This is a genomic window from Changpingibacter yushuensis (assembly GCF_014041995.1).
Lineage (GTDB): Bacteria > Actinomycetota > Actinomycetes > Actinomycetales > Actinomycetaceae > Changpingibacter > Changpingibacter yushuensis.
The window spans coordinates 2,285,673-2,309,173 of sequence record NZ_CP059492.1 but is presented as its reverse complement, the minus strand read 5'-3'; the positions used below and the strand labels follow the sequence as shown (position 1 = coordinate 2,309,173).

Here is a 23,501-nt window from a genome sequence, read left to right as displayed (position 1 = left end):
CCATCTGTTTGGATATGAAACCGTGGGCCCAGACTTTAGTTTTTATTCGGTTGTGATCGCCGTGCGGGTTATGTACGGCCGATCAGTTGATCAGTAAGCGCGAGTCGGAAGAGCTTCGTCTGCAGCCTCAGGGCTGTCGAAGATCTGGCTCTCGATCACGATGTTCTTTTCGACATCCTCGCCGCAGAGAATGCTGATGGAAGCATCGACTGCATCCTGACCGAAGATCGGGTTGTACTCGGCAACGAGGCTCAGCTGGCCAGCGGAGAGGGCTTCGAGGGCTGCCTTGGTGCCGTCAATGGTGATGATCTTGACGTCATCTCCAGGAACCAGACCTGCTTCTTCGACTGCCTGTGCAGCGCCGAGGCCCATTTCATCGTTCTGAGCGAAGATGAGCTGGATATCGTTGTTGTTGGACTTGAGCATGGTGGACGTGATGTCCTTGGCGTCTGCCGTGGACCAGCCAGCATCCTGGCTATCAACCTTGGTCAGGTTGTCGTTGATCGTGTCATCCCAACCAGCGTTGCGCTCGTTGACCACAGAGAGGCCAGCAGGTCCCTCGAGGACGGCGTAGTTCGCGCCATCCGGGAACTGCTCGTTTGCCCACTTGGCTGCATTGGACGAAATTGCGTAGTTGTCCGGGCCGAGGTGGGTGGCGTAGAGATCCTGGTTATCGGGCTCGATCATGCGGTCAAGCAGGATTACTGGGATTTCAGCGTCAGCTGCTTCCTGGAGGGTATCTTCCCAGCCAGTTGCTTCTGTTGCCGAAAGCAGGATGAGGTCAACGCCTTCGTCAATGAATGACTGCATCGACTGGATCTGGTTGGCCTGATCGTTGTCGGCGGTGCCGGCGTACTTGACGGTTGCGCCTGCATCTTCGAATGCGGTCTGCACGTCCTTCTCGTTTGCCTCGCGCCATGCGCCTTCAGGACCCACGGCCACGAAACCGACTGTGACGTCGGAGAGGTCGCTTGCACATTCGGAGCTGCTTGAGCCGCTTGTTTCCTCAGATGCACTGTCACCATTACCGCATGCGGTCAGGGTGGCCATCATTGTGAAGCCTGCAGTCACTGCAACAACGGAGTTGCGGATGTTCCTTTTCACTGTTTCTCCTCCTTGAGAATCGCGACAGCAACGTCGCTGTGGCCTAGTGGGCGGCCACCTATGAATATGTTAGCGCTAACACACTGCCTTGTAAAACAAGATGTTTATAACGGTTTGGACACAGATTGTTTTCGGCGTCACAAGCCCTGAGCGAGCTGGAAGTACGCCTTGTTCCACCGCAGTTCGTTCTTGAAAGAAGCGACATCGGTGGACTTGTCGATCACGGCAAGCTCGGTGTGTGCCATCTGTGCGAACATCCTGAAGATGTCCACGCCAATCGCATTGGTCATGACGGTGTGGTGTGCAGCCCCAGACTCCATCCAGCACTCGGCTGAGACACTGAGGGATGGCTGTGGCTTCCAAATCGCGTGCGCCACCGGAAGGTTCGGGAGCGGTTCGAGGGGTTCGACGACGTCGACCACGTTCGCGGTCAGGCGGAATCGATTGCCCATGTCGGCCATAGAGACAACGACTGCCTCGCTGGGATCCATAGAGAAGACCAAGCGCACCGGATCCTCGCGATCACCAATGCCGAGAGGATGAATCTCTGCGCGCGGCTTCTGAGTTGTCAGAGATGGGCAAATCTCGAGCATGTGCGCACCAAGAATGAGTTCTTGGCCTGGAACGAGGTTGTAGGTGTAGTCCTCCATCAAGGATGCGCCGCCGGGGAGCCCTTCGGACATTGCCTTGACAGTGCGGACCAGTACAGCAGTCTTCCAGTCGCCTTCGGCGCCAAATCCATAGCCATCAGCCATGAGGCGCTGTGCAGCGATACCCGGGAGCTGGCGCAGGGCGCCAAGATCTTCGAACGTATCAGTGAATGCAGACGCATTGCGCTCATCAAGGAAACGGCGCAGTGCGATCTCTTGGCGTGCTGCATAGCGCAATGATTCGTGGCGGTCGCCACCGCGGCGCAGTTCGGGTACTACTTCGTAGGAGTCCTCGTATACAGCAGCCAAAGCATCGATATCAGCATCTGCCACATCGTTGACGACCTCCACGAGATCGTTGACGCCCCACGTGTTCACGCTGACACCAAAGACCTTGAGTGCTTCGGTCTTGTCACCGTCGGTGACGGCGACGTTGCGCATGTTGTCACCAAAGCGCACGACGTTTAGATCGTGAATGGCGGCCCAGCCTGCGCAGGCGCGAACCCAGTTGGAAACGCGAGCGCGAACGGCCGGATCAGTAGCACTACCGATTACGGTTTCGCGGTCGATTCCGAGTCTGGACAGGATGTAGCCGAACTCGCGGTCTCCATGAGCAGACTGGTTGAGGTTCATGAAGTCCATGTCAATGGTTGCCCACGGCAAAACCACATTGTCCTGAGTGTTCAGGTGGAGTAGTGGCTTGTTGAGGACATTGAGTCCCGCGATCCACATCTTGGCTGGGCTGAATGTGTGCATCCACGCGACCACGCCGAGCACGTTGTCATTCGAGTTCGCGTCCAAGATTGCACGGCGGATGGAATCAGAATCGGTCAGAGTCGGCTTCCACACGATGTTGACTGGGATATCGCCGGACCGATTAAGGGTTTCAACGACGTTTTGTGACTGGTTGGCGACCTGCGCCAATGCGTCGTCGCCATAGAGGCCCTGACTGCCGGTGAGGAACCAAACCTCGCGGCCCTCAAAACTGCTCTTCATTGCTAATTCTCCTTTGAATGTTGTGGAAGATTTCCGACTCAGTGCTGGCCGTAGACGTTCTGATAACGCTCGTACAAAGAATCGACAAGCTTTGGATCGATTGCGATGGGATCGCCGAGCTGAAGTGCGATGAACATGGTTCGTGCAACTTCTTCGGTCATGGCTGCTGCCTTGACCGAGGCCTTGGCGTTCTTGCCAATGGTGAACGGGCCGTGGTTCTGCATGAGAACTGCTGGGCTACGCGATTCCTTGAGGGTTGCGACTATGCCGCGGCCAATCGAATCGTCACCGATGAGTGCGAAGGGTCCGATCGGAATCTCGCCGCCGAACTCGTCGCCCATCATTGTCAGGTGGCAAGGGATGGGCTTGCCTACCGCAGCGAATGCGGTGGCGTAGCTGGAATGGGTGTGCGTCACACCGCCCACTTCGGGCATGTGACGGTAGACGTAAGCGTGTGCGTCCGTGTCCGACGACGGCGCGTGGTCACCAAGGATGAGATTCCCATCCAGATCGCAAACCACCATGTCTGCGGGGGTCAGTTCGTCATAGGAGACACCTGACGGCTTGATGACGAGGACATCTTCGGAACCGTCTTCAGCTTCGCAGCGAACGCGCTGGGATACGTTTCCGGCGGTCCAGACCACCAGTCCCCACTTAATGAGCTCCGAATGAAGTCGGCAGACCTCAACACGAGCTTCCTGAATCTTCTCGGCCATTTGGGGTGACCATAGATTGGCGGCTGACATTGTTTTCTCCTTGGGCATCGAGTGCTCGGTGATGCTGCGTGAGCATGGCTGGATGCAAAGCTCGTTGTGTAGTTTTCCGCTCGGCTGCGATGCCGAAACGGACAACTCATGGGATCTCCAAACGCGCCTGCGAGTTCAGCCATCCCAATTGAGTTAGCGCTAACATTCTAAACCCAAGGGGGTACCTTTTGTACAGTCCAGACCTCCGTTAGGAACACCTTCAGCTCTGTTGAAGATATCTCCACCACAGATCGAGATGCCCGGGCGGGCGTACGGACCTTGCCGGTTTTCAGCGATGCTTCCGGCTCAGGCGGAGACGCCGTTAGGCTGAAGCGCGAACGCGTAATTCGGCCGGGAGCAGCTTGTTCTCCGCCTTCTGGCCATCGAACTGGCGGATGAGTGCATCCACAGCTTCATAGCCGAGCTGAGAGAAGTTTTGGCGAACAGTGGTCAGACTGGGGTAGAAGTAGGCGGAAGCGTCCTCGTCGTCGTACCCAACAAGGCGCACATCATCGGGAAGGCGGATGCCTTTTTGGGCAAAGGCTTGAAGAGTTCCCAAGGCCATCTGATCGTTGGCGGCGAAGATTGCGTCCGGCAGCTTACCGCGGGAAATCTCAGTTGCCATGGCGAAGCCAAATGCTGCGGTCCAATCACCACGGAAGATGGGGCCGGCGGTGAGCCCGAACTCTTCGATGGCTTCGTGCCAAGCGGCTTCGCGTTCAAGCGCATCAAACCACACACTCGGGCCTGCAAAATGGCTGACCACTTGGCAGCCCTGCTCCTTGAGATGAAGCATGGCGGCGCGAACTCCACCACGCTGCTCCACGCCAACGCGCGCAATAGTGGACTCTTCCGATACCCACGAGGAGGAGATTGCGATTGCCGGGACGGGAAGTGAGAACTTGTTAAGTTCGGTGGCGGCCTCTGTAACGGGAACGATCAAAACAATCCCTGCCACACCCTGACCCAGAAACTGCTCCAGCGCGCGCCGAAGATTGGCCGGTGAGAACTCCGGAAGCGCCGCCACACTAACCAGATAACCCTTGTCATTAGCCGCAAGTTGCACGGACATAAGTGTGGAAGCCGGGCCGTAGTGCTGGAAGGTAGGTGTGATGATCCCAATGACCCGACTGCGGGCAGTTGCCAGCGCACGTGCGGTCTCGTTTCTCCGGTACCCAATCTGCGCGATCGCTGCTAGTACGCGTTCACGAGTCTCCGGGCGCACCTTGCCGGTACTGTTGAGCACACGGGAAACGGTCTGGTGTGATACTCCGGCGATGGCCGCGACGTCTTCCATAGACGGCGGGCGGCGGTGCCGTGAGCTTGAGTCCTCCATTGGAGACTCCTTTGACGAGCATGAGAAATGGGATCGTGGAGGCGCATCAATCAGCAACGACGAGCGTTTTCCCTCCAGTCTGTGAGGATATTACATGTCAAGCCTTCACATCTGGCTTGTTCCAGTGAAATCTCTGGGAGTTTATCCGATGTGCACGCCATGAACACTGCGTGTGTTCGCGTACACACGCCAAAACACCCACGACCAACCTGTGGGAAGGAATCGCGAGAAGATGTTTGCTTCTTACCGCGTGTTGAAGTCCACGGAGTCGAGAAAGAGGTGCGTTGTGAACGTAATGCGGCGATAATTGTCGCATCGATGTTTTGTGGGTGCCGTTTGTTGATTCGGAGCAAATGTGCGCTAGAAATAGCGGTTTTATGGTGAGGAGATAGACATGACCAATGAAGACTCAACGGTGCATCCAAACACGGAAGCTTCCATAATATTTGGAACCCCCGTGGTCTCGGGGATGGCATACGCGCCAGTGATGTGGGCCGTACGTCCAAGTGCTCCTGCACTAACGGCCCCCGCGATTCCTGAGGACTCCCGTGAGGCGGAGTTCGCAGCTTACGAAGCGGCTGCTGCAACGGTGGCCGAACGCCTTCTGTCCCGTTCGAACAACACAATCGGTGCAGTATCTGACGTGCTCAAGATGTCGGCTGCGCTGGCAACTGACAAAGGCGTTCGCCGGGCAGTTCGCAGCGCCATTCTCAAAGAAGGCACTCCCGCGGTTCAGGCGTTGGTCCAAACAACCGAGACTTTCGTGGAGTTGTTCAAGAAGGCCGGCGGCCTCATGGCAGAACGCGTCACCGACCTGTTGGACGTGCGTGATCGAGTAGTCGCCCAGATCCAAGGACTACCAGAGCCCGGAGTTCCCACCCCGGAAGAACCCTCGGTGCTCTTTGCAACAGATCTCGCTCCAGCCGATACATCAGGGCTAGACCCCACACTTGTTATCGGTATAGCCACGGAACTCGGCGGCCCAACCAGCCACACAGCCATTATCTGCCGCCAGCTTGGTATTCCGTGCATCGTTGCGGTACGCGACCTCGAACAAATCCCTGCTGGCGAGCGGGTTCTCCTCGATGGTGCTGAAGGATCCATCCAGCCCAACCCAGACCCAGAACGCGCACGGATCGACGTCGAACGTGACGCGGCGTGGCGCGCATCTATCCTTCAATGGCAAGGGCCCGCCAAGACAACCGACGGTCACCATGTTGAACTCCTGTCCAATGTCCAGGACGGCACTACAGCCAAGAAGGCGGCAGACGGCCAATCCGAAGGTATCGGGCTTTTCCGCACGGAACTCAGCTTCCTCGAGGCGCAAGTTGAACCGACCATCGAAGAACAGGTGGCCATCTACAAGCCGGTTTTTGATGCATTCCCGCAGAACAAAGTAGTGGTGCGCACTCTGGATGCAGGTTCTGACAAGCCCATTGCCTACGCAAATATGGAGCACGAGGATAACCCCGCGCTCGGCGTACGCGGATTGAGAATCACTGGTCAGAATCCGCAGATTCTTTCCCACCAGCTCGACGCCGTCGCGCAAGCTAGCGCGGGACGCGTAGGCAAGACGTGGGTCATGGCACCGATGGTGGCAACGCTTCCCGAAGCCGAATGGTTCGCTAAGGAGGTCCACGATCGCGGCCTAACTGCAGGCATCATGGTTGAGGTTCCCGCTGTTGCAATTCTTGCGGAGCACTTCCTCACGTACGTGGACTTCGTCTCCATTGGCACAAACGATCTGACCCAATACACGATGGCAGCAGATCGCTTGTCCTCACATCTTGCGGAGTACACAGATCCGTGGCAGCCGGCTGTTCTCAAGTTGATTGACATCACGGCTCAGGCAGGAAAGAAGCTCAACAAACCAGTTGGTGTGTGCGGCGAAGCTGCGGCTGACCCCGTTCTGGCATGTGTCCTAGTGGGCATGGGCGTCACATCGCTATCGATGGCATCATCTGCCGTCTCTATGGTTGGTGCTCAAATCTCAGCTGTTTCGCTCGAACAATGTGAAGCGGCGGCCGTTGCGGTACGGGCAGCAAAGGAAGCCAAGGAGGCTCGTGCGCTGGCACGCCACGCGCTGGGCATACTCTGAGCTGCTGGGTGCATGTGACTGCGTGCTGTCAGTAACGCATAACAACGGGTACGCGTGGCAGCCGGTACGTGTAGGGGCTGGTATATGCGGCAGCCGCCCACATAGGCTCGCGCACAACAGGTAACGAACGCGGCCCACGATGAGTACATCCGAGGGGGAACTGGTGAATACCTTCGCCAGTTCCCCCTCGGATTCTCTAGCATGAGTGGTGTGTTGAATGCTTCGAGGAACAGTGCTCCGTCCGGTCTCCCTATCTCGCAGATTGCCGAAGGCCTCGGCATACCCCACTCAGCAGTGCTCCGCTACGGGCACGACAAGGCCAAGATCGATCTTCAGTACCTTGAGGGGCTTGAAAGAAACCCGCAGGCCAAGCTGGTTTTGGTGACCGCCATTTCGCCAACACCCGCAGGTGAAGGTAAGACCACCACCTCCATCGGTCTGGCAGATGGCCTCCGCCACATCGGGACCCGTTCAGTCCTCGCCCTCCGCGAGCCGTCCATGGGTCCCGTCTTTGGCATAAAAGGCGGCGCAACCGGCGGAGGCAAGGCTTCACTTATTCCTGACGCAGAGATAAACCTGCACTTCACCGGCGATTTCGCTGCGATTGCGGAGGCCAACAATCTTCTGGCCGCAATGGTGGACAACGCACTTCACTTCGCAACAGTTGACATCGATCCACGTACAGTCACGATTCGCCGCGCAATGGACGTCAATGACCGTGCGCTGCGCGACGTCGTCGTCGGATTGGGCGGACGCACCGGCGGAGTTCCTCGCGAATCAGGCTTCGATATCACCGCGGCTAGCCAAATCATGGCCACCTTCTGTATGGCGACGTCACTTGAGGATCTAGGGGAGCGCCTCAACCGCATCGTGGTGGGGCGTTCCAGCCAGAACACCCCTGTTACCGTGGCAGACCTAGAAGCGGGCGGCGCGTTGACGGTGGTGCTGCGTGATGCGCTCGCGCCCAACCTTGTGCAGACCCTGGAGGGCACCCCAGCCTTTGTCCATGGCGGTCCCTTTGCAAATATCGCCCACGGTGCCAACTCAGTGATCGCGACTGATGCGGCGCTCAAACTGGGCGATGTTGTGGTCACTGAAGCCGGTTTCGGAGCCGATCTGGGAGCCGAGAAGTTCGTGGATATCGTTTCACGCCAAACGGGCCTCGAGCCGGATCTGACCGTTATCGTTGCCACCGTCAGGGCGCTCAAGTACCACGGTGGAATGGCGCTGGAAGATCTTGGGACCCCAAACGTGGCTCGGCTCGAGGCCGGTTTAACCAACCTCGACCGCCACGTATCAAACCTTCAGAAGGTGTTTGGACAACACGTTCTGGTTGCGATCAACCAGTTCGCACAGGATTCGCCGGCGGAGATCGAAGCCATTGAGGCCGCGATGTTCAAACGCGGGGTCGATGTGGTTCTCTCCAACCATTTCGGACGTGGTGGTGAGGGGGCACAGGATTTGGCCCGCGCTGTTGTTTCAGCCCTAGAAGTCCCCAGCCACACCACGTATTGCTACGACGACGATGCGTCGCTAGCAGGCAAAGCGCAAGCTGTGGTGCAGCGGGTGTATGGGGGTTCCACGGTTTCCTTCACGGCAGCAGCCGCGCGCGAGTTGGCGCGGCTCGAGGCAGAAGGTTGGGGAAAGGCGCCCGTATGTATCGCGAAGACCCAGTACTCCTTCTCAACCGATGCCCGGGCACTTGGAGCTCCTGAGGACTTCGAGGTGAACATCCGCGAGGTGAGGCTCTCGGCTGGTGCGGGATTCGTTGTGCTTATTTCGGGTTCGATCATGACAATGCCTGGTTTGCCCAAGCGGCCATCGGCGTGCGACATCTCGGTCAGCGCCAATGGAGTGATATCAGGAATGCACTGATGTAGAGGTTGTCGCGCGGCGAGAAGGCTGCTGAGTTCGCCGGAGTTGGCACACCCGCACGTCATGCGGGTGTGCCAACTTTTTGCTGCAAGTAGCTAGATGAACGAGGTGAAGATGAGCAAGCGGGCCACCTGGAGGAGCAAGCGGGCCACCCAGAGGTATGGCTCGCCGGTCATGAGTTAAGACCTACGTGGGATGAGAGGCTGAAAGTCCATAGGCGAGAAGTGTAGTGATTGTCACGTGGGACCTAAGTGTGATGTTAGCCTTAGTGTTGGCCGCAGGCCGCAGACAGTACACAGCAGCTCCAATGGAGGACGCTTCACATGACTAAGTATGTCTATTCATTCCTCGAGGGTAACCGTGACATGAAGGACCTTCTCGGTGGCAAAGGTGCCAACTTGGCCGAGATGGTCCATCTAGGACTCCCTGTCCCTCCGGGGTTCACCATTACTACGGAAGCTTGCCGTGCATATCTCGAAGCAGGCGAAACCCCTGAGACTCTCGATGTAGAAGTGACAGCGCACCTTCGGAAAGTCGAAGCAGATATGGGTAAGCAGTTGGGCGATCCGACTGACCCACTTCTTGTTTCCGTACGTTCCGGTGCTAAGTTCTCGATGCCCGGAATGATGGAAACGGTGCTGAACATCGGTTTGAATGACCAGTCTGTTGAGGGCTTAGCCCAGCAATCTGGCAATGACCGGTTCGCGTGGGATTCCTACCGCCGGTTGATCCAGATGTTCGGCAAGACCGTGTTGGATATCGACGGCGATCTCTTTGCCGATGCGCTACATGGACTTCAGCAGAAGAACAACTACTCCGGTGACCTTGACATGACCACTGAGGATCTCAAGGCATTGGTGGTGGAGTACAAGCAGATTGTCAAGGATGCTACTGGCGAGGATTTCCCACAGGACCCTCGCAAGCAGATGGACCTTGCCGTTGAGGCTGTCTTCCGTTCATGGAACACAGATAGAGCGCGCATCTACCGCCGCCGCGAGCGCATTCCTCACGATTTGGGTACGGCCGTCAACATCTGCACCATGGTGTTCGGAAACATGGGGGACACGTCCGGCACAGGCGTGTGCTTCACACGTGATCCTTCCACGGGCCATTCGGGCGTGTACGGCGATTACTTGGTAAACGCGCAAGGCGAAGACGTGGTAGCCGGAATCCGTAACACGCTTTCGCTCGCTGATCTGCAGCGGCTTGACTCAACCTCCTACGACGAGCTTCGGGCAATCATGACCAAGTTGGAGACCCACTACCGCGATCTGTGCGATATCGAGTTCACGATCCAGCAAGGCAAGCTGTGGATGTTGCAGACGCGAGTGGGTAAGCGTACTCCGGCTGCGGCTTTCCGCGTGGCAGCACAGCTTGTAGACGAACGGCTCATCACCACGGATGAAGCGGTAACTCGCGTGACTGGCGAACAGCTCACGTCGCTGTTGTTCCCGCAGTTCGACCGCGATGCGCACAAGACGGTACTCACGCGCGGAATGCCAGCGTCTCCTGGCGCCGCCGTCGGCGAAATCGTGCTCAACAACCAACAAGCCCTAGAGCGTACACAGGCCGGTGCGAGCGTTATTCTGGTTCGCCGCGAAACCAACCCTGACGATCTGGCGGGCATGGTTGCCGCTGCGGGCGTCCTGACGGCGCGGGGCGGCAAGACCTCCCATGCAGCCGTTGTTGCACGTGGTATGGGTAGGTGCTGTGTGGTGGGTGCTGAAGACCTCATTGTGGATGAGGCTGCTGGCACTGTCCACGTGAAGTCGATCAACCGCACATTCACCGCAGGAACTGTCATCGCAATTGATGGCACCTCTGGTCAGGTCTTTGAAGGCGACGTCCCTGTGGTGGATTCGCCCGTCATGACCTACATTTCTCATGGACTCGAAGCGGGCCTTGCTGCCTCGATTGATGAGGACACCCAGGAACTGGTGAAGGCCGTGGACCGGATTCTCACCCATGCCGATTCCAAGCGCCGTTTGGATGTTCGTGCGAACGCGGACAACCCGGAGGACGCGGAACGCGCTCGCGACTTCGGCGCGCAGGGCATTGGGCTGTGCCGCACAGAACACATGTTCCTTGGTGACCGCCGCAAGCTCATTGAGGCAGTGATTTTGGCCGATACCGACGACGAGCGCCAGGAAGCGTTCGACGCATTGGTACCACTTCAGACGTCCGACTTCGTGGGAATTTTCAGCGCCATGGACGGCCTGCCTGTCACGGTGCGCCTCATTGATCCGCCCCTTCACGAGTTCCTGCCAGACCTGACCGAACTCACGGCGCAACTGGCAGTTAAGGAAGCTACAGGCGAAGAGGTCACGGCACATGACCGCAAGATCCTGGCGGCCGTCCGTGCCAATCATGAACAGAATCCGATGCTCGGGCTGCGTGGAGTGCGCCTTGGGTTGAAGATTCCGGGACTGTTCCAGCTTCAGATCCGGGCAATCGCTGAAGCATGCTTGGAATGCAAGCGGCAGGGACTAGACCCTAGGCCGGAAATCATGGTTCCACTCATCGGCTCAGTGCGTGAGTTGCAGATTGTTCGTGACGAAGCCGAACAGATCATCGCGGAGGTTTCGCAGGCCAGCGGCGTGGAACTCTCGCTTCCGATCGGCAACATGATCGAGCTGCCGCGTGCTGCGATGACGGCAGAGGATATCGCCGAAGAATCCGACTTCTTCTCATTTGGTACCAACGATCTGACCCAGACCACATGGGGATTCTCGCGAGACGACGTCGAGGCGTCCTTCTTCAACGAGTACTTCGACAACGCAATCTTCGGTGTTTCTCCATTTGAGACTATCGATATGCACGGAGTGGGGCAGCTCGTGGAGCTCGGGGTACAGAAGGGGCGTTCTACAAAACCCGATCTGCACTGCGGTGTGTGTGGTGAGCACGGCGGCGATCCGCTCTCCATCCACTTCTTCGACTCGGTGGGCATCGATTACGTCTCCTGCTCTCCGTTCCGAGTTCCGGTGGCTCGCCTGGAGGCTGGCCGCGCAGCGATCTCCAATGATGTAACCAATGCCTAGGGTTGCCGTCTAGGCGCGGTATTTCGCGGATATGCCATGCTGGGAGGGTTGGAACTGGAAGATTTCCAGTTCCAACCCTCCCAGCATGTGACACAAGTGTGGCGGAGTTAACTGTGTTGCGGCGAGGGGGTCTCCGGAGCTCCTTCGCCGCTGCTTTTTGGGTGCTTCGTTCTAGGGACAAAGTCCCGAATTGGCGGGGATAGCCACTTGATCTAGTCCAATGAGCCAATTTCGCAAGGTCCTCGGCGTGGAATTGGAGATAGATAAGGCTAACCTAACTTCTGTAGGACAAATGTGGTGCCCGTGCCAATGTGTTTCAGCGAGGCGCCATCACTTCCATTACTTCATTAGAGGACCCATGAAACTCAGCGAATGCCCTAAGCGGACGCGGTTACGCTTGACTCAGGTCAACCTTCCGGCCAAGAACCAGCTACGGATGCAGGAACTTGGCTTGCGGGCAGGCAACGAGGCCGTGGTGACGCAGAAGGCGGGCTTCGGTGGTGTTGTTCTTAATGTTGCAGGTTCCCGAGTCGCGGTGGATCATCGCTCGGCACGTCTCATCGAGGCGGAGGTTCTGGCATGAGTTGCCCCAACTGCGGCCCGTCTGGTGCTCCTCAAGTAGTTCTCAGCGAACGCGAGCGCTCCACGACTCCCACGATTCTGTTGGTAGGAAACCCGAACGTTGGTAAGTCCACGCTGTTTAACCGCGTGACCGGTGCTCGCCAACGCGTGATTAACGCGCCGGGAACCACTGTCCAGGTTATGTCGGGCCGGTGGAAGTCACTCGGCGCGCGCGTACTGGACCTGCCCGGTACCTACTCCCTAGTGGCCACCAGCCCAGATGAGCAGGTCGTGACGGACACAATGGCTGGCGCGCCCGGCAGCATGACGGACGAGGCTGCCGGAATTGGCATTGATCTCATCCTCGCCGTTCTCGATGGTGGGTCTATGACCCGCTCGCTATACCTGTTGGCGCAACTTGCGCAGACCGGTCAACCGGTGGCCGCCGTGGTCACCATGACTGACGTGGCCGCGCAGAATGGAGAGACGGTAGATATTGCCGCACTCGCGAGCGCGCTAGGTATCCCCGTTATGGCGATCGATCCGCGAAACACGTCCGATTACAGTGTTCTGGATCAGATGATTGCAGAGGCGCTCAACTCGCGTCCGCGCGTGCAGGGAATGGACCCGGATCCCACTGCGCCAGGCTACTCGCAGGCGGCCGCTACCGAAGCTAGGGCCCGATGCGCCGCAACAGTAGACACACGTGATCTCTTGTCGCAGAGTTCCTTGGGGGCCACCTCGTCCACGGGTGAAACAACTAGCTGTGGTTGTTGTGGTGGTGAGGATACGTGCTGTTCTGGCGAAGGCGAGGCTCCCGTAGCCGCACCAGCTGGCCCAGTTGAGCGGTCAAGCGAGCTTGAGATGGACCGCGCGGCGGTCTTGTTCAGTTGGGTCGACGAGGTCGAACGGGCCTGCAACACGCGCCAGTCTGAGCCAGATTTCCTCTCGCGTTCGGACAAAGTGGATCGCTTCCTCCTCAACCCTGTGCTCGGAACCGGAGTGTTCTTCACACTGTTGTGGCTGCTCTTCCAGATGGCTGGTTCGTGGGTCGGCCCGATTCAGGATTGGTTTGACGGCGTCTTCTCATCTACTGATGCGGGGGCGTTCTCGCTGGCCAATGGCATCATCTGGCTGTTGGGTGTTGCGAATCTCGACGGCACCTGGGTGGAGTCTTTGCTGGTTAACGGCCTAGCGACGGGCCTAGGAGTGGTGGCCAGCTTCTTCCCGCTCATGTTCGTTATTTACGCGGCCCTTTCGATTCTTGAGGATTCGGGCTACATGGCGCGCGTGGCTTTTCTAGGCGATCGCCTCATGCGCAAGATCGGCCTGGATGGCCGCGTTATCCTGCCTCTCATCATCGGCTTTGGTTGCAATGTTCCGTCGCTCGCTGCAGCCAGATCTGTTCCTTCGGCTAAGCAACGCCTTGTAACAGCGTTGATTACGCCGTACACCTCTTGTGCTGCGCGCCTGACGATCTACCTCATGATTGGCAAGATCTTCTTTGCTGGCAATGCCGGCACAGTTGTGTTTGCCATGTACGTGACTTCGATCCTCTTGATTGTTGGAGGTGCGTGGATCCTCAAGTTCTTCATCACGAAGGATGAGGTAGCGGCACCGCTCATGCTGGTGCTCCCCGCCTACCAAGTTCCCCGCCTCGCCGTAATGGCAAAGCTGACGTGGGGGCGCGCGTGGACCTTTGTGACCGGCGCAGGCAAGATCATCGTCATCATGACGATGGTGGTGTGGCTGATGGCGGCGATTCCCGTCAATTCGGATCATTCGTTCGCCGACCAGGAGCTGGCCATGGAGGATTCGCTCTACGGTGCAACAGCACAGGTGCTCGAGCCCGTCTTCGCTCCCACAGGCTTTGGTGAGTGGCACATGACCGGTGCACTCATGACCGGGTTCGTTGCAAAGGAGACCGTGGTTTCCTCAATCGTAACGTCCTTCAACCTTGACTCAGAGGCTGCTGGTGATGCCGAGGATAACGGCGATAACTTGGGAAAGCTGCCGCAGCTCCTGCGGACCTCACTGAGCACCTCCGCTGGCGAAGGATATGAGGCACTGGCGGCCCTTGCGTTCCTCGTGTTTGTTCTCAGCTATACGCCATGCATGGCAACCGTGGCGGAGCAAGCTAAGCTGATTGGCGGACGCTTCACCACGATAGCGGTCATCGCGCAATTGGCTGTGGCGTGGTTGCTGGCCGTTGGTGTATTCCAAATTGGAAAGCTCTTCTTGTGAGTGTGCAAACTCCCGTTCACCAATCCCTCACCGCCCGGGTGCTTGATGCACTCCGGGCGGGAGGGACCGTGCATTCTGTGGCAGTTAGTTGCCAGACGTCCGAGGTGTTCGTGCGGACAATGTTGGACCACTACGGGCGTTTAGGCCTACTGACTGAAGCGACAACCCTGTGTACCTCTGGGCTGGGTGCGTGTAGCACTCCCTCGGATGACCTGAGCGTTGAGGCTCGGATTCATTGTGCGGGTTGCCCGTTGACCGTTGGGTTAGGCAGGAAGTAGCTAGCCTTGCAGGGTCTTAGCTGCCTTGCTGGGTCCTAGCTGCCTTGCTGGGCGCCAGCCGCATGTTTGATCGCTCCCACCAGCAGCCCGCCGCGCTTCAACCGCGCCGTCTGCAGCGTTGATGGCAAGAACCTAATCTATGTCCGGGTATTGTGTCCGCCAGCCAAATGGTCCGCGCATCTGAGATCATCCACACGGCAGAATGAGGGTCACACCATCCGGGAGGTCTCAATGGAAACGCGTGAGGACGATCTGCTTTCACTGTTGCGGGAGAAGGTTCGCGGCGATGTCGACTCATCGGCGCGCAGGCGCGCCGAATACTCAACGGATGCCTCCAACTATCGGATCCCACCGCGCGTCGTCGTCGCTCCATTGGATGCGGCAGACGTTGAAGCCGTACTTGAAGTTTCGCGCGCCACGAAGGTTCCTGTGACCAGCCGAGGAGCAGGAACCTCGTGCGCCGGAAACGCGGTGGGCCCGGGAATCGTGCTGGACTTCTCCCGGTACATGAACACAATCATCGAAGTGGACCCACAGGCACGCACTGCTCGCGTGCAGCCGGGCGTCATTATGGCCGACCTCCAGAAGGTTGCGGGCCAGTTCGGCCTACGCTTCGGGCCGGATCCCTCCACCCAGAACAGAGCCACCTTTGGAGGCATGATCGGAAACAACGCGTGCGGCCCACACGCCGTTGCGTACGGCCGTACTGCTGACAACGTTGAGGAACTCACCGCTTTCTTGGCCGACGGCACTCAGATTGTCGCACATCAAGGTAGTAGCCAAGTGGCTGGCCTCTCAGAGATCGTCGATGAAAACCTCGCCGCAATTCGCACGGAAATGGGGCGCTTCAAAAGGCAGGTTTCGGGCTATTCCTTGGAACACTTGCTTCCTGAAAACGGCGTAGACCTCGCAAAATTCCTTGTGGGGAGCGAAGGCACGTTGGTGGTTGTCACCGAGGCCGTTCTCTCACTCGTTCCAATCGCAGCAAGCCCGGCATTGGTGGTGTTGGGATACCCAGACATGCCCGCCGCGGCCGACGACGTCCCCGCCCTCCTTACGTTCGATCCGTTAGCGGTTGAAGGCATCGATGCCCAGCTCGTCGATGTGGTGCGGCGGGCCAAAGGATCGGTGCCGGACTTACCGCCGGGTGGAGGGTGGTTGTTCATCGAAGTGGGGGCTCGCGAAGGTGAACTCCCAGAAGAGGTCATGGCGCGTGCCGAAGCGCTGGCCCACGCTGCGAATACCACAGCATTTCGTATCTGTGAGGCAGGCCCAGAGGCTACCGAACTATGGCGGATCCGCGCCGACGGAGCAGGACTTGGCGGGCGAACACCTGACGGGAGGGCAGCTTGGCCCGGCTGGGAGGATTCCGCGGTACCGCCAGAAGAACTCGGCTCATACGTGCGGGCTCTGCGCGAACTCATGGACAAGCTTGGGCTAGATGGCCTCATGTATGGGCATTTTGGCGATGGTTGCGTGCACGTACGCATCGACTTCCCGATTGAAGATGAGAATGGTACGGGGACGTTCCGCTCCTTCATGGAGCAAGGCGCTGATCTCGTGGCGCAGTACGGCGGCTCGCTCTCAGGCGAACACGGAGATGGCCGCGCCCGCTCCGAGCTGCTGGGACGGATGTACTCCGAGAAGATCATTGACGTGTTTGGCAAAGTGAAGGCCGTCTTTGATCCAGCCAACCTGCTCAACCCTGGCGTGTTAGTGAACCCTGATGTGGTGGACGCCCATTTGCGCCGCCCAGCAGCCAAAGTGATCGCCTATGGAGGCGGATTCCATTTCGAGGAAGATGGTGGCGACTTCTCGCGAGCCGTCCACCGCTGCACCGGTGTGGGCAATTGCCGGGCAGACCGGTTTGGTTCGGGCTTCTTCATGTGCCCGTCATATTCGGCAACCAAGGATGAAAAGGATGTGACCCGAGGACGTGCCCGCGTCCTTCAGGAAGTGGCGAATGGCCAGCTTGTGCACGGTTGGGATGCACCCGAGCTTCTGGAGTCGCTAGATTTGTGCCTCTCTTGCAAGGCCTGCTCGCGCGATTGCCCAACAGGGATCGATGTAGCCCGGTATCGCAGTGAAGTCCTCTATCGAGCCTACAAAGGCAAGCTCCGCCCCCGCACTCACTACACGTTGGGCAACCTTCCACTGCTGGCCGGGCTCGTTACCGTTGCCCCCGTGATTGCCTCCATCGCAAACGCGGTCATGTCGCTAGCTCCCATACGCAAGCTGGCATTCAGGTTAGCTGGGATTGATCCACGCCGTGACATGCCGTCCTTTTCCACGAAGCGTTTCTCACGTTCGGATCGGGTTCGTGAGATGAGGGCCGACGACGTCGCTGATCCCACGGTGCATGGCCTCTCGAAGGACCTGTTGGGGAAGCGATACGTGGTCCTGTGGGCCGATTCTTTCTCGGAGACCTTGGATTCGCGAGGAGCACTCGCCGAGGTGGAGGTTCTCCAGCGGGCTGGATACACGGTGCTGCTGCCCGAATCCGGTTTATGCTGCGGTCTGACGTCCATCTCCACAGGTCAGCTAACCCAAGCAAAGAAGAACCTCACTGCGTTACTGCAGGCACTTGCTCCATACGCGGCCTCCGGTATTCCTATCGTGGGAGTCGAACCGTCGTGTACGGCCGTGCTCCGTTCGGACGTACTGGATTTGCTGCCGGAGGATCCGCGGTCCCAACTCGTTTCACGCATGACGTTCACGTTGGCCGAGCTTCTGACCGCTCCGGCTCCCATTGGGCCCAGCGAGGATTTCGAGCTGCCCGACCTTAGCGGCGTGGAAATCGTGGCACAACCTCATTGCCACCATTACTCCGTCATGGGCTGGAATGCGGATGAACAACTGTTGCGCAGGGCTGGGGCCACCGTTACCAAGATTTCGGGGTGCTGTGGGTTGGCGGGAAACTTTGGCATGGAGCAAGGGCACTTTGACATTTCAGAGAAGATTGCCAAGCAACATCTAGTTCCGGCGCTCGAGCATGCGAGTCCGGATGCAGTGTTCCTTGCGGATGGATTCTCGTGCCGCACGCAAGCTGAGCAGTTTGCGGGCGCGCGTGGGGTGCATCTGGCGCAGTTGCTGCGCGACGGCACCCAAACCCCTCGCCAAGCTGGGAAATAGCTGAGTGTAAGCAACTACGCATAGCGGTAATGTGCGGCAAAGTGCGGAAGCTTCGTGGCCATGCGTCAAACGTTCCCGAATTTTCGACTAGTCTGGGTCAAGGATTGTTGTGTGTGGGCGGGGTGGATCTGCACATGTGAGGGGAGTGCTTAGATGGCGGTTTTCGCCTTGGAGGATGGGCATCTCATTCCTGCCCGGTTCATCGATCTGGCTGGTACCCAACTCGCTGAAAAATCCATAGCCGCGATCAGAGAACGGGTCATAGATATCCTCGACGTTCCCCTCTTTCCGATCGCGTGGCAGTCGGAAATGAGTGCTGGTGAGGCTCGCGAATCGCTCATTGCTCTTGACCCATCCGGCCAGATCACCACGATCGAAGTGCTTGAGCTTCTCAATAATGAGGAACTCCTTTCGGCACTCGCCCGCGCTGGTCGCCACGGGGAAATCAGCAGGCAGGGCCTAGCACGCATGTATGGTCCGGGCGCTAGATCGTTCCCAAGCAATTGGCAGACCTTCCTCAATACCTGCGAACCGCATCCTGCTCCCGGCCCGCGGCTCTTCCTCATCGTTCTTTCTATCGACGCCGCCGTTATGCCCGCAGTCCAAGCGCTTTCTGGAGCTGGGCTTAACGTGTCTCAAGCATCCATTCATGATGGCAATCAGATATTGGTTTCGCTCGAAGAGGTCAAGCCGCACGGTTCTGCTTTTGGATGGCTGGGTAGTGCGACGGGTGGGCGCACTGTTCTTGAGGCAAGTGCTGAACCTGTAGAGGCTCCATCCGCTGCTGGGGCTGCTGAGCCTCCAACGATGTTTGAGCCTGTTGCTTCCCAGAACGTGGAAGCCGCTGTGGAGCTCGATCCTCCAGCCGATCCGCCCCTCACCGCGCGCGTGCCAACCAGTGTCTCGGCAGATTCCGCACCGTCGGCATACTCGCCGGAGGAACCGGCCGCTGAGCCCGCGTTGCCCGCTGCGCCCGTTGCCGTGGAAGATGCGCCGAGGCAGCGGCGGCGAGCGCACAGATTCCTTGATTCCCTGCGTGGTCAGACTCCTGTCCCGGAGGGTGGAGCCCAAGCAGATCCCGCGACGGCCATCATTGAGCCAGGACGCCTGTCGCCTGCGCCTGAGCCAGATCCCGTGCCGTCTCCAGCTCCATCTCCGTCTCCAGCTTCATCTCACCACCCGTACGCACCTGCGCCCATTCGTGATCAGGCGGGCTCACAGCGCCCTACCACTTTGTATGAGCAGTCTCTACTGGCCCGCCGCCGCCTTGAACAAAGACTGTGGGAAGGATCCGCGCCACGGCACAGCGATGATTCGCCAGCACCGAGCTTCATCTCGGAATCCACCGCGGCTAGGACCTCAAGTGACGCAGTGGAAGAGGCAGCTGAGTTTCAAGCACGTTCCAGCAGTGATCGTCTTCTCGAGATTGCTCGCAGGTGCCGCGCGCCATTCGTCGTCGTCTGGCACCAGCGCCGTCGCGGTATCGAGTTCCGTGCGGAGGTGACGGGCTGGGGTACGCTCATGCTTTCCAACGGAGCGGTGTTTACGGATCCAACCATGGCAGCTAGGGCAGTCTCAGGGCTCTCAGATGTCGATGGCTGGAAGGTGTGGAAGACTACGTCTGGTCAGATGCTAGGCGAGCTGTAATACACTCGCATATACGAACCGATTGATGATGCGAAATGCTTCACGGCGAACACTCTCGCGTGAAAGTGTGACGTCGTGGATGGCGTCTGTGAGCTTGCACAGGGTGACGCATGATCCGAGTCCTGGTATTCGTTTCCAGATCTGTTGGACGTCCAACACGCCATCACCCGCGCGATAATCCTCAGACCACGTGGGGCGTGCCACCGATCGGTTGGATGTGAGCACAAGGATGGGGCACGTGATATCAAGACCCGCTGCCACGCGTGCCTGACCTGCCAAGATAGCCGACAACCACGCCACTCGCATAGAGGGTGACGGCATGGTCCGGAACCGCGGATCTGGCTGCCAGCCAGTTGTCCAGAACGGATCAGTGGTGCCATCGGGCGCCCCAGGGACTGCACGTTCCCCCTCCGAGAAGCCCGCCGTCAGGACCTTCTGATAGAAACCGTTATCCGAGATAGGGATAACCGACTTCGGTGCCAGCCGGGAGATCCGGTCAAGAATCGGTGCACTGAGTTGGCGGAAGGCGGTGTTCGCTTGCAGTTCCAGCCACGGCGAGTTCAGGATGAGCCCAGCAAGGGCACCTGGATGGCGATCTGCCCACAAAGTGGCAATGAGGCCACCTGTGGAGTGGCCATACAACACGAGCGGAATATCGGTGCCGAATTCTTGGACGATCACATCGGTGGCGGCATGGATGTCGTCGTCGTACATGTCGAGGTTGTCCGAGAATCCAAATGTCTGCCATTCGCGGTGGCTGCGCCCGTATTTGCGCAGGTCAAGTGCGAAGAAGGCGCCGCCGGCACCAGTGATGGATTCGGCGAGTTGCGTCTGATAGAAGTAGTCATTCCAGCCGTGGATGGCGAGAAATGCGAAGGCAGGCCGCGTTGAGCGGTCGCGTGTGGATATAGGCGCGTGCCTAACAATAGTCGTAACTACCGGGCCTTCGTCGTCGGGTTCAAGGTCGACGACGACGCACTGGTAGTCCGGACCCAACATGTCCTCTTGCCACTCAGTCATATATCTATCGTGCCACCCAAGGCGGGTGTTGCGGGTTTACGGGTGGGAAACAGACCGGGTGAAGTCTTCGGGTAGGTGCGCCGCGGCGCCTCCTAGACCGCGGAGGAAATGGGTGAGGATGTGGGTCACTTGGTCATTCTCAATGAGGAAGCCGTCGTGGCCATGACGGGAATGGACAGTCGCGATGCCTTTACAACCTGGCAGGGCATCGGCGAGTTCGCGCATTGAAGCCGGATAGAAGAGTCTGTCCGAATCTACTTCGGCAACGAGGGCCGGCATGGTGAGCGTGGGCAGAACGCTCTCAACCCCGCCGCGGCCGCGGCCAATGTCATGGGTCATGAAGGCCTGGGTGATGACCAGATACGAGTTGGCATCAAAGCGGGCTGCGAGCTTGTAGGCGTGGTAGTCGAGGTAGCTTTCCACCGCGTAGCGACCGCCGTGAAGGGGATCCTCACCATCCTGCGGAGTGCGGGCGAATCGGGTGTCCAGTTCGGGTGCACACCGATAACTCATGTGGGCAATCTTCCGGGCAAGGCCTAGACCTTCGGTGGGTCCTTGATCATCTCGGGCGTCGTAATAGTCGCCGCCGCGCCACTTGGGATCGTGGAGAATCGCTTCCTTCTGGAAGTGTGCGTATGCAATCTGTTCTGCCGTGCTCGCGGGGCCGGAGACCAGGACGGCGATCGCGCCCGTTCGCTCAGGGTAGGATGCTGCCCACTCCATGACGAGGTTCCCACCGAACGATGCGCCGGCGATAAGTGCCCATTTCTGGATGCCCAGAAGATCAGCCAGCTTGGCCTCTGCATTAACCATGTCGCGCATCGTCACCTCAGGGAAGCGCGATCCCCACGGCCTGCCGTCCGGCGCAGTGGAGGAAGGTCCGGTTGTGCCCTGACACCCGCCCAGAACATTCGGACACACGACGAAGTGTGTGGTGGTGTCCAGAGCCTTTCCGGGCCCCACGATATCCGCCCACCAGCCGCCTTGGTTGGAGCTGCTCGCCGCATGGGAGTCACCGGTTAGCGCGTGGCAGAGCAGGATGGCATTCGAGGCGTCTGAATTGAGAGTTCCCCAAGTCTCATAGGCCATGCGGACGTCAGGTAGGCGCCCGCCCAGCTCGAGCTCGATTCCGCCGAGGCCAAGGAACTGACGCTCACCGGGATCGTCGCCTTCGAACCATGCGCCGGAGGCGGGCAGATGCGGCGTGGGCGCTGGGCGGTACCCGGTGTCAAAGTCGCCGATCGGCTCTGCGTCAGTCACACGGTCCAGAGGAGCGTGCCCTACGAGAAACTTGGGGATCTCACAATCAGTCATGACTCAGGCCGCTGCCCGCGTGACGTTGGCTGCCGCTGCGAGGCCGCGCTCGAGATCGGCGACGATATCCTTGATGTCTTCGATCCCAACCGACAAACGGATCGTGCCGGCGTCAATACCGCTGGCTGCGAGTTCGTCGTCGTCCATCTGAGAATGGGTGGTCGAAGCCGGGTGAATAGCCAACGACTTCGCATCGCCGATGTTCGCGAGGTTGGAGAACAGCTGGAGAGCATCAATGAAGGCGATGCCGGCGTCGCGCCCACCGTCAAGGTTGAAGGTGAACACGGAGCCTGCTCCCTTCGGCGTGTACTTCTGTGCCAGTTCGTAGTACGGCGAGGAAACCAGACCCGAGTATTGGACGTGAGCTACGCCGGGGTGCTTGTCGAGGAACTCCGCTACGGCCTTGGCGTTGGTGAGATGCCGCTCCATCCGCAGCGAAAGCGTCTCTACTCCCAAGCCTACGAGGAACGCGTTGAATGGCGAGATAACGGCGCCCGTATCGCGCAGCAACGTGGCGCGGATGCGGGTAACGAACGCGCCAGGTCCGATGCGCGAGAATGCGAGTCCGTTGTAGCTTTCGTCCGGTTCGGAGAGCAGGGGGAACTTCCCGTTGTCCCAGTTGAAATCGCCCTTTTCCACGACGACGCCCGCAATTGAGGTTCCGTGACCGCCTAGGAACTTCGTGGCCGATTCCACCACGATGTCTGCTCCCCATTCGAGTGGGCGAACCGTGTATGGGGTGCCTACGGTGTTATCTACGACCAGCGGAATGCCGTTGGCGTGCGCGATGTCGGCTAGGGCCTCGAGGTCAAGGATGTCGCCCTTTGGGTTGGGAATGGATTCGCCGTACAGGGCGCGGGTGTTCTCATCTACAAGAGCACGCCAGTTCTCGGGATCGTCGGGATCTTCCACAAAGCGGGTTTCGATGCCGAACTGCTTGAGAGTTGTCTTCAATAGGTTGTACGTGCCGCCATATAGCGACGGCGAGGCGACAATATTGTGGCCTGCTTGGGCGAGGTTGACTAGGGTGTAGAACTCGGCGGCTTCGCCTGAGGCGAGCAGGAGGCCCGCTGCGCCACCCTCAAGGGCGGCAATGCGATCCTCGATTGCGCCCGAGGTGGGATTGGTGAGCCGGGTGTAGATCGGGCCGGCGTCCGTCAGTGCGAATCGGCCGGCGGCTTGCTCCGCATCCTTAAAGACGTAGGACGTTGTTTGGTAAATCGGCAGTGCACGTGCCCCGAAATCGGAATCTGGGGTGTGGCCTGCATGGATCTGAAGGGTATCGAAACCCCAGGTGTTGGTAGTCATTCTTTGCTCCTCTTACATGGGGGAGCGGGCGGCGGACACGCCTATGCTCATTTAGCGTCCCAACCAGCCCGCGCACAATTCTTGTGGTTCATAGGGCTGGAAGCGCACGACTCACGTCCGGGCGGACGGGGTGCGCTAGTTGGGCATTCGCAAG

Annotated in this window: 14 protein-coding genes; 7 read left to right on the top strand and 7 right to left on the bottom strand. The window is 58.8% G+C overall.

The features are described 5' to 3' along the window. Positions 1 to 90: 90 nt before the first annotated feature. The 4 genes from H2O17_RS10050 to H2O17_RS10035 all read right to left on the bottom strand — a co-directional run bounded on the left by H2O17_RS10050 (position 91) and on the right by H2O17_RS10035 (position 4,832). Positions 91 to 1,104 (bottom strand): ABC transporter substrate-binding protein, encoded by a 1,014-nt coding sequence (locus H2O17_RS10050; protein ID WP_220456760.1) that lies wholly within the window; start codon positions 1,102 to 1,104, stop codon positions 91 to 93. A 137-nt stretch (positions 1,105 to 1,241) separates the two neighbouring features. Continuing rightward, positions 1,242 to 2,750, bottom strand: coding sequence for an L-arabinose isomerase (gene araA / locus H2O17_RS10045; protein ID WP_182049546.1), 1,509 nt, complete (start codon positions 2,748 to 2,750; stop codon positions 1,242 to 1,244). 38 nt (positions 2,751 to 2,788) lie between these two features. Beyond that, positions 2,789 to 3,496: an L-ribulose-5-phosphate 4-epimerase gene (locus H2O17_RS10040; RefSeq protein WP_220456759.1), complete on the bottom strand. Its 708-nt coding sequence runs from the start codon at positions 3,494 to 3,496 to the stop codon at positions 2,789 to 2,791. A 322-nt stretch (positions 3,497 to 3,818) separates the two neighbouring features. Further along, positions 3,819 to 4,832: a LacI family DNA-binding transcriptional regulator gene (locus tag H2O17_RS10035; protein ID WP_182049544.1), complete on the bottom strand. Its 1,014-nt coding sequence runs from the start codon at positions 4,830 to 4,832 to the stop codon at positions 3,819 to 3,821. A 394-nt stretch (positions 4,833 to 5,226) separates the two neighbouring features. Here H2O17_RS10035 and ptsP point away from each other — a divergent pair, with 394 nt between their 5' ends. The 7 genes from ptsP (at position 5,227) to H2O17_RS10000 (ending at position 19,705) form a co-directional block, all read left to right on the top strand. After that, positions 5,227 to 6,930 (top strand): phosphoenolpyruvate--protein phosphotransferase, encoded by a 1,704-nt coding sequence (ptsP, locus tag H2O17_RS10030; protein ID WP_182049543.1) that lies wholly within the window; start codon positions 5,227 to 5,229, stop codon positions 6,928 to 6,930. A 201-nt stretch (positions 6,931 to 7,131) separates the two neighbouring features. Further along, entirely contained in the window at positions 7,132 to 8,805 is a 1,674-nt protein-coding gene (locus H2O17_RS10025) for a formate--tetrahydrofolate ligase (protein WP_182049542.1), read from the top strand. Between the two features lie 323 nt (positions 8,806 to 9,128). Then, positions 9,129 to 11,843 carry a pyruvate, phosphate dikinase gene (ppdK, locus tag H2O17_RS10020; protein WP_182049541.1) on the top strand — a complete coding sequence of 905 codons (2,715 nt, stop codon included), beginning with the start codon at positions 9,129 to 9,131 and terminating at the stop codon, positions 11,841 to 11,843. A gap of 358 nt (positions 11,844 to 12,201) precedes the next feature. Continuing rightward, positions 12,202 to 12,426 (top strand): FeoA family protein, encoded by a 225-nt coding sequence (locus H2O17_RS10015; protein WP_182049540.1) that lies wholly within the window; start codon positions 12,202 to 12,204, stop codon positions 12,424 to 12,426. Then, positions 12,423 to 14,648: a ferrous iron transport protein B gene (gene feoB / locus H2O17_RS10010; protein WP_182049539.1), complete on the top strand. Its 2,226-nt coding sequence runs from the start codon at positions 12,423 to 12,425 to the stop codon at positions 14,646 to 14,648. The genes H2O17_RS10015 and feoB overlap by 4 nt, the downstream gene beginning before the upstream one ends. A 509-nt stretch (positions 14,649 to 15,157) precedes the next feature. Next, entirely contained in the window at positions 15,158 to 18,058 is a 2,901-nt protein-coding gene (locus tag H2O17_RS10005; RefSeq protein ID WP_182049538.1) for an FAD-binding and (Fe-S)-binding domain-containing protein, read from the top strand. A 153-nt stretch (positions 18,059 to 18,211) separates the two neighbouring features. Further along, complete coding sequence (locus H2O17_RS10000) at positions 18,212 to 19,705, top strand: hypothetical protein (protein WP_182049537.1); 1,494 nt, start codon at positions 18,212 to 18,214, stop codon at positions 19,703 to 19,705. Here the strand turns inward: H2O17_RS10000 and H2O17_RS09995 are convergent. The 3 genes from H2O17_RS09995 to H2O17_RS09985 are packed head-to-tail and all read right to left on the bottom strand — an operon-like array spanning position 19,691 to position 23,347. Continuing rightward, complete coding sequence (locus tag H2O17_RS09995) at positions 19,691 to 20,725, bottom strand: alpha/beta fold hydrolase (protein WP_182049536.1); 1,035 nt, start codon at positions 20,723 to 20,725, stop codon at positions 19,691 to 19,693. The two genes, H2O17_RS10000 and H2O17_RS09995, sit on opposite strands and share 15 nt — an antisense overlap. A gap of 36 nt (positions 20,726 to 20,761) precedes the next feature. Then, the gene (gene metX, locus H2O17_RS09990) at positions 20,762 to 21,985 is read right to left on the bottom strand and encodes a homoserine O-acetyltransferase MetX (RefSeq protein ID WP_246311236.1); all 1,224 of its coding nucleotides are present in this window, start codon (positions 21,983 to 21,985) and stop codon (positions 20,762 to 20,764) included. Positions 21,986 to 22,042: 57 nt separating this feature from the next. Then, entirely contained in the window at positions 22,043 to 23,347 is a 1,305-nt protein-coding gene (locus tag H2O17_RS09985; protein ID WP_182049534.1) for an O-acetylhomoserine aminocarboxypropyltransferase/cysteine synthase family protein, read from the bottom strand. Positions 23,348 to 23,501 lie beyond the last annotated feature (154 nt).

What these genes read in the sequence shown, in the direction of transcription:
- araA (WP_182049546.1), bottom strand. Translation starts at nt 2,750, where the DNA reads ATGAAGAGCAGTTTTGAGGGCCGCGAGGTTTGGTTCCTCACCGGCAGT.
- H2O17_RS10040 (WP_220456759.1), bottom strand. Translation starts at nt 3,496, where the DNA reads ATGTCAGCCGCCAATCTATGGTCACCCCAAATGGCCGAGAAGATTCAG.
- H2O17_RS10035 (WP_182049544.1), bottom strand. Translation starts at nt 4,832, where the DNA reads ATGGAGGACTCAAGCTCACGGCACCGCCGCCCGCCGTCTATGGAAGAC.
- ptsP (WP_182049543.1), top strand. Translation starts at nt 5,227, where the DNA reads ATGACCAATGAAGACTCAACGGTGCATCCAAACACGGAAGCTTCCATA.
- H2O17_RS10025 (WP_182049542.1), top strand. Translation starts at nt 7,132, where the DNA reads ATGAGTGGTGTGTTGAATGCTTCGAGGAACAGTGCTCCGTCCGGTCTC.
- ppdK (WP_182049541.1), top strand. Translation starts at nt 9,129, where the DNA reads ATGACTAAGTATGTCTATTCATTCCTCGAGGGTAACCGTGACATGAAG.
- H2O17_RS10015 (WP_182049540.1), top strand. Translation starts at nt 12,202, where the DNA reads ATGAAACTCAGCGAATGCCCTAAGCGGACGCGGTTACGCTTGACTCAG.
- feoB (WP_182049539.1), top strand. Translation starts at nt 12,423, where the DNA reads ATGAGTTGCCCCAACTGCGGCCCGTCTGGTGCTCCTCAAGTAGTTCTC.
- H2O17_RS10005 (WP_182049538.1), top strand. Translation starts at nt 15,158, where the DNA reads ATGGAAACGCGTGAGGACGATCTGCTTTCACTGTTGCGGGAGAAGGTT.
- H2O17_RS10000 (WP_182049537.1), top strand. Translation starts at nt 18,212, where the DNA reads ATGGCGGTTTTCGCCTTGGAGGATGGGCATCTCATTCCTGCCCGGTTC.
- H2O17_RS09995 (WP_182049536.1), bottom strand. Translation starts at nt 20,725, where the DNA reads ATGACTGAGTGGCAAGAGGACATGTTGGGTCCGGACTACCAGTGCGTC.
- H2O17_RS09985 (WP_182049534.1), bottom strand. Translation starts at nt 23,347, where the DNA reads ATGACTACCAACACCTGGGGTTTCGATACCCTTCAGATCCATGCAGGC.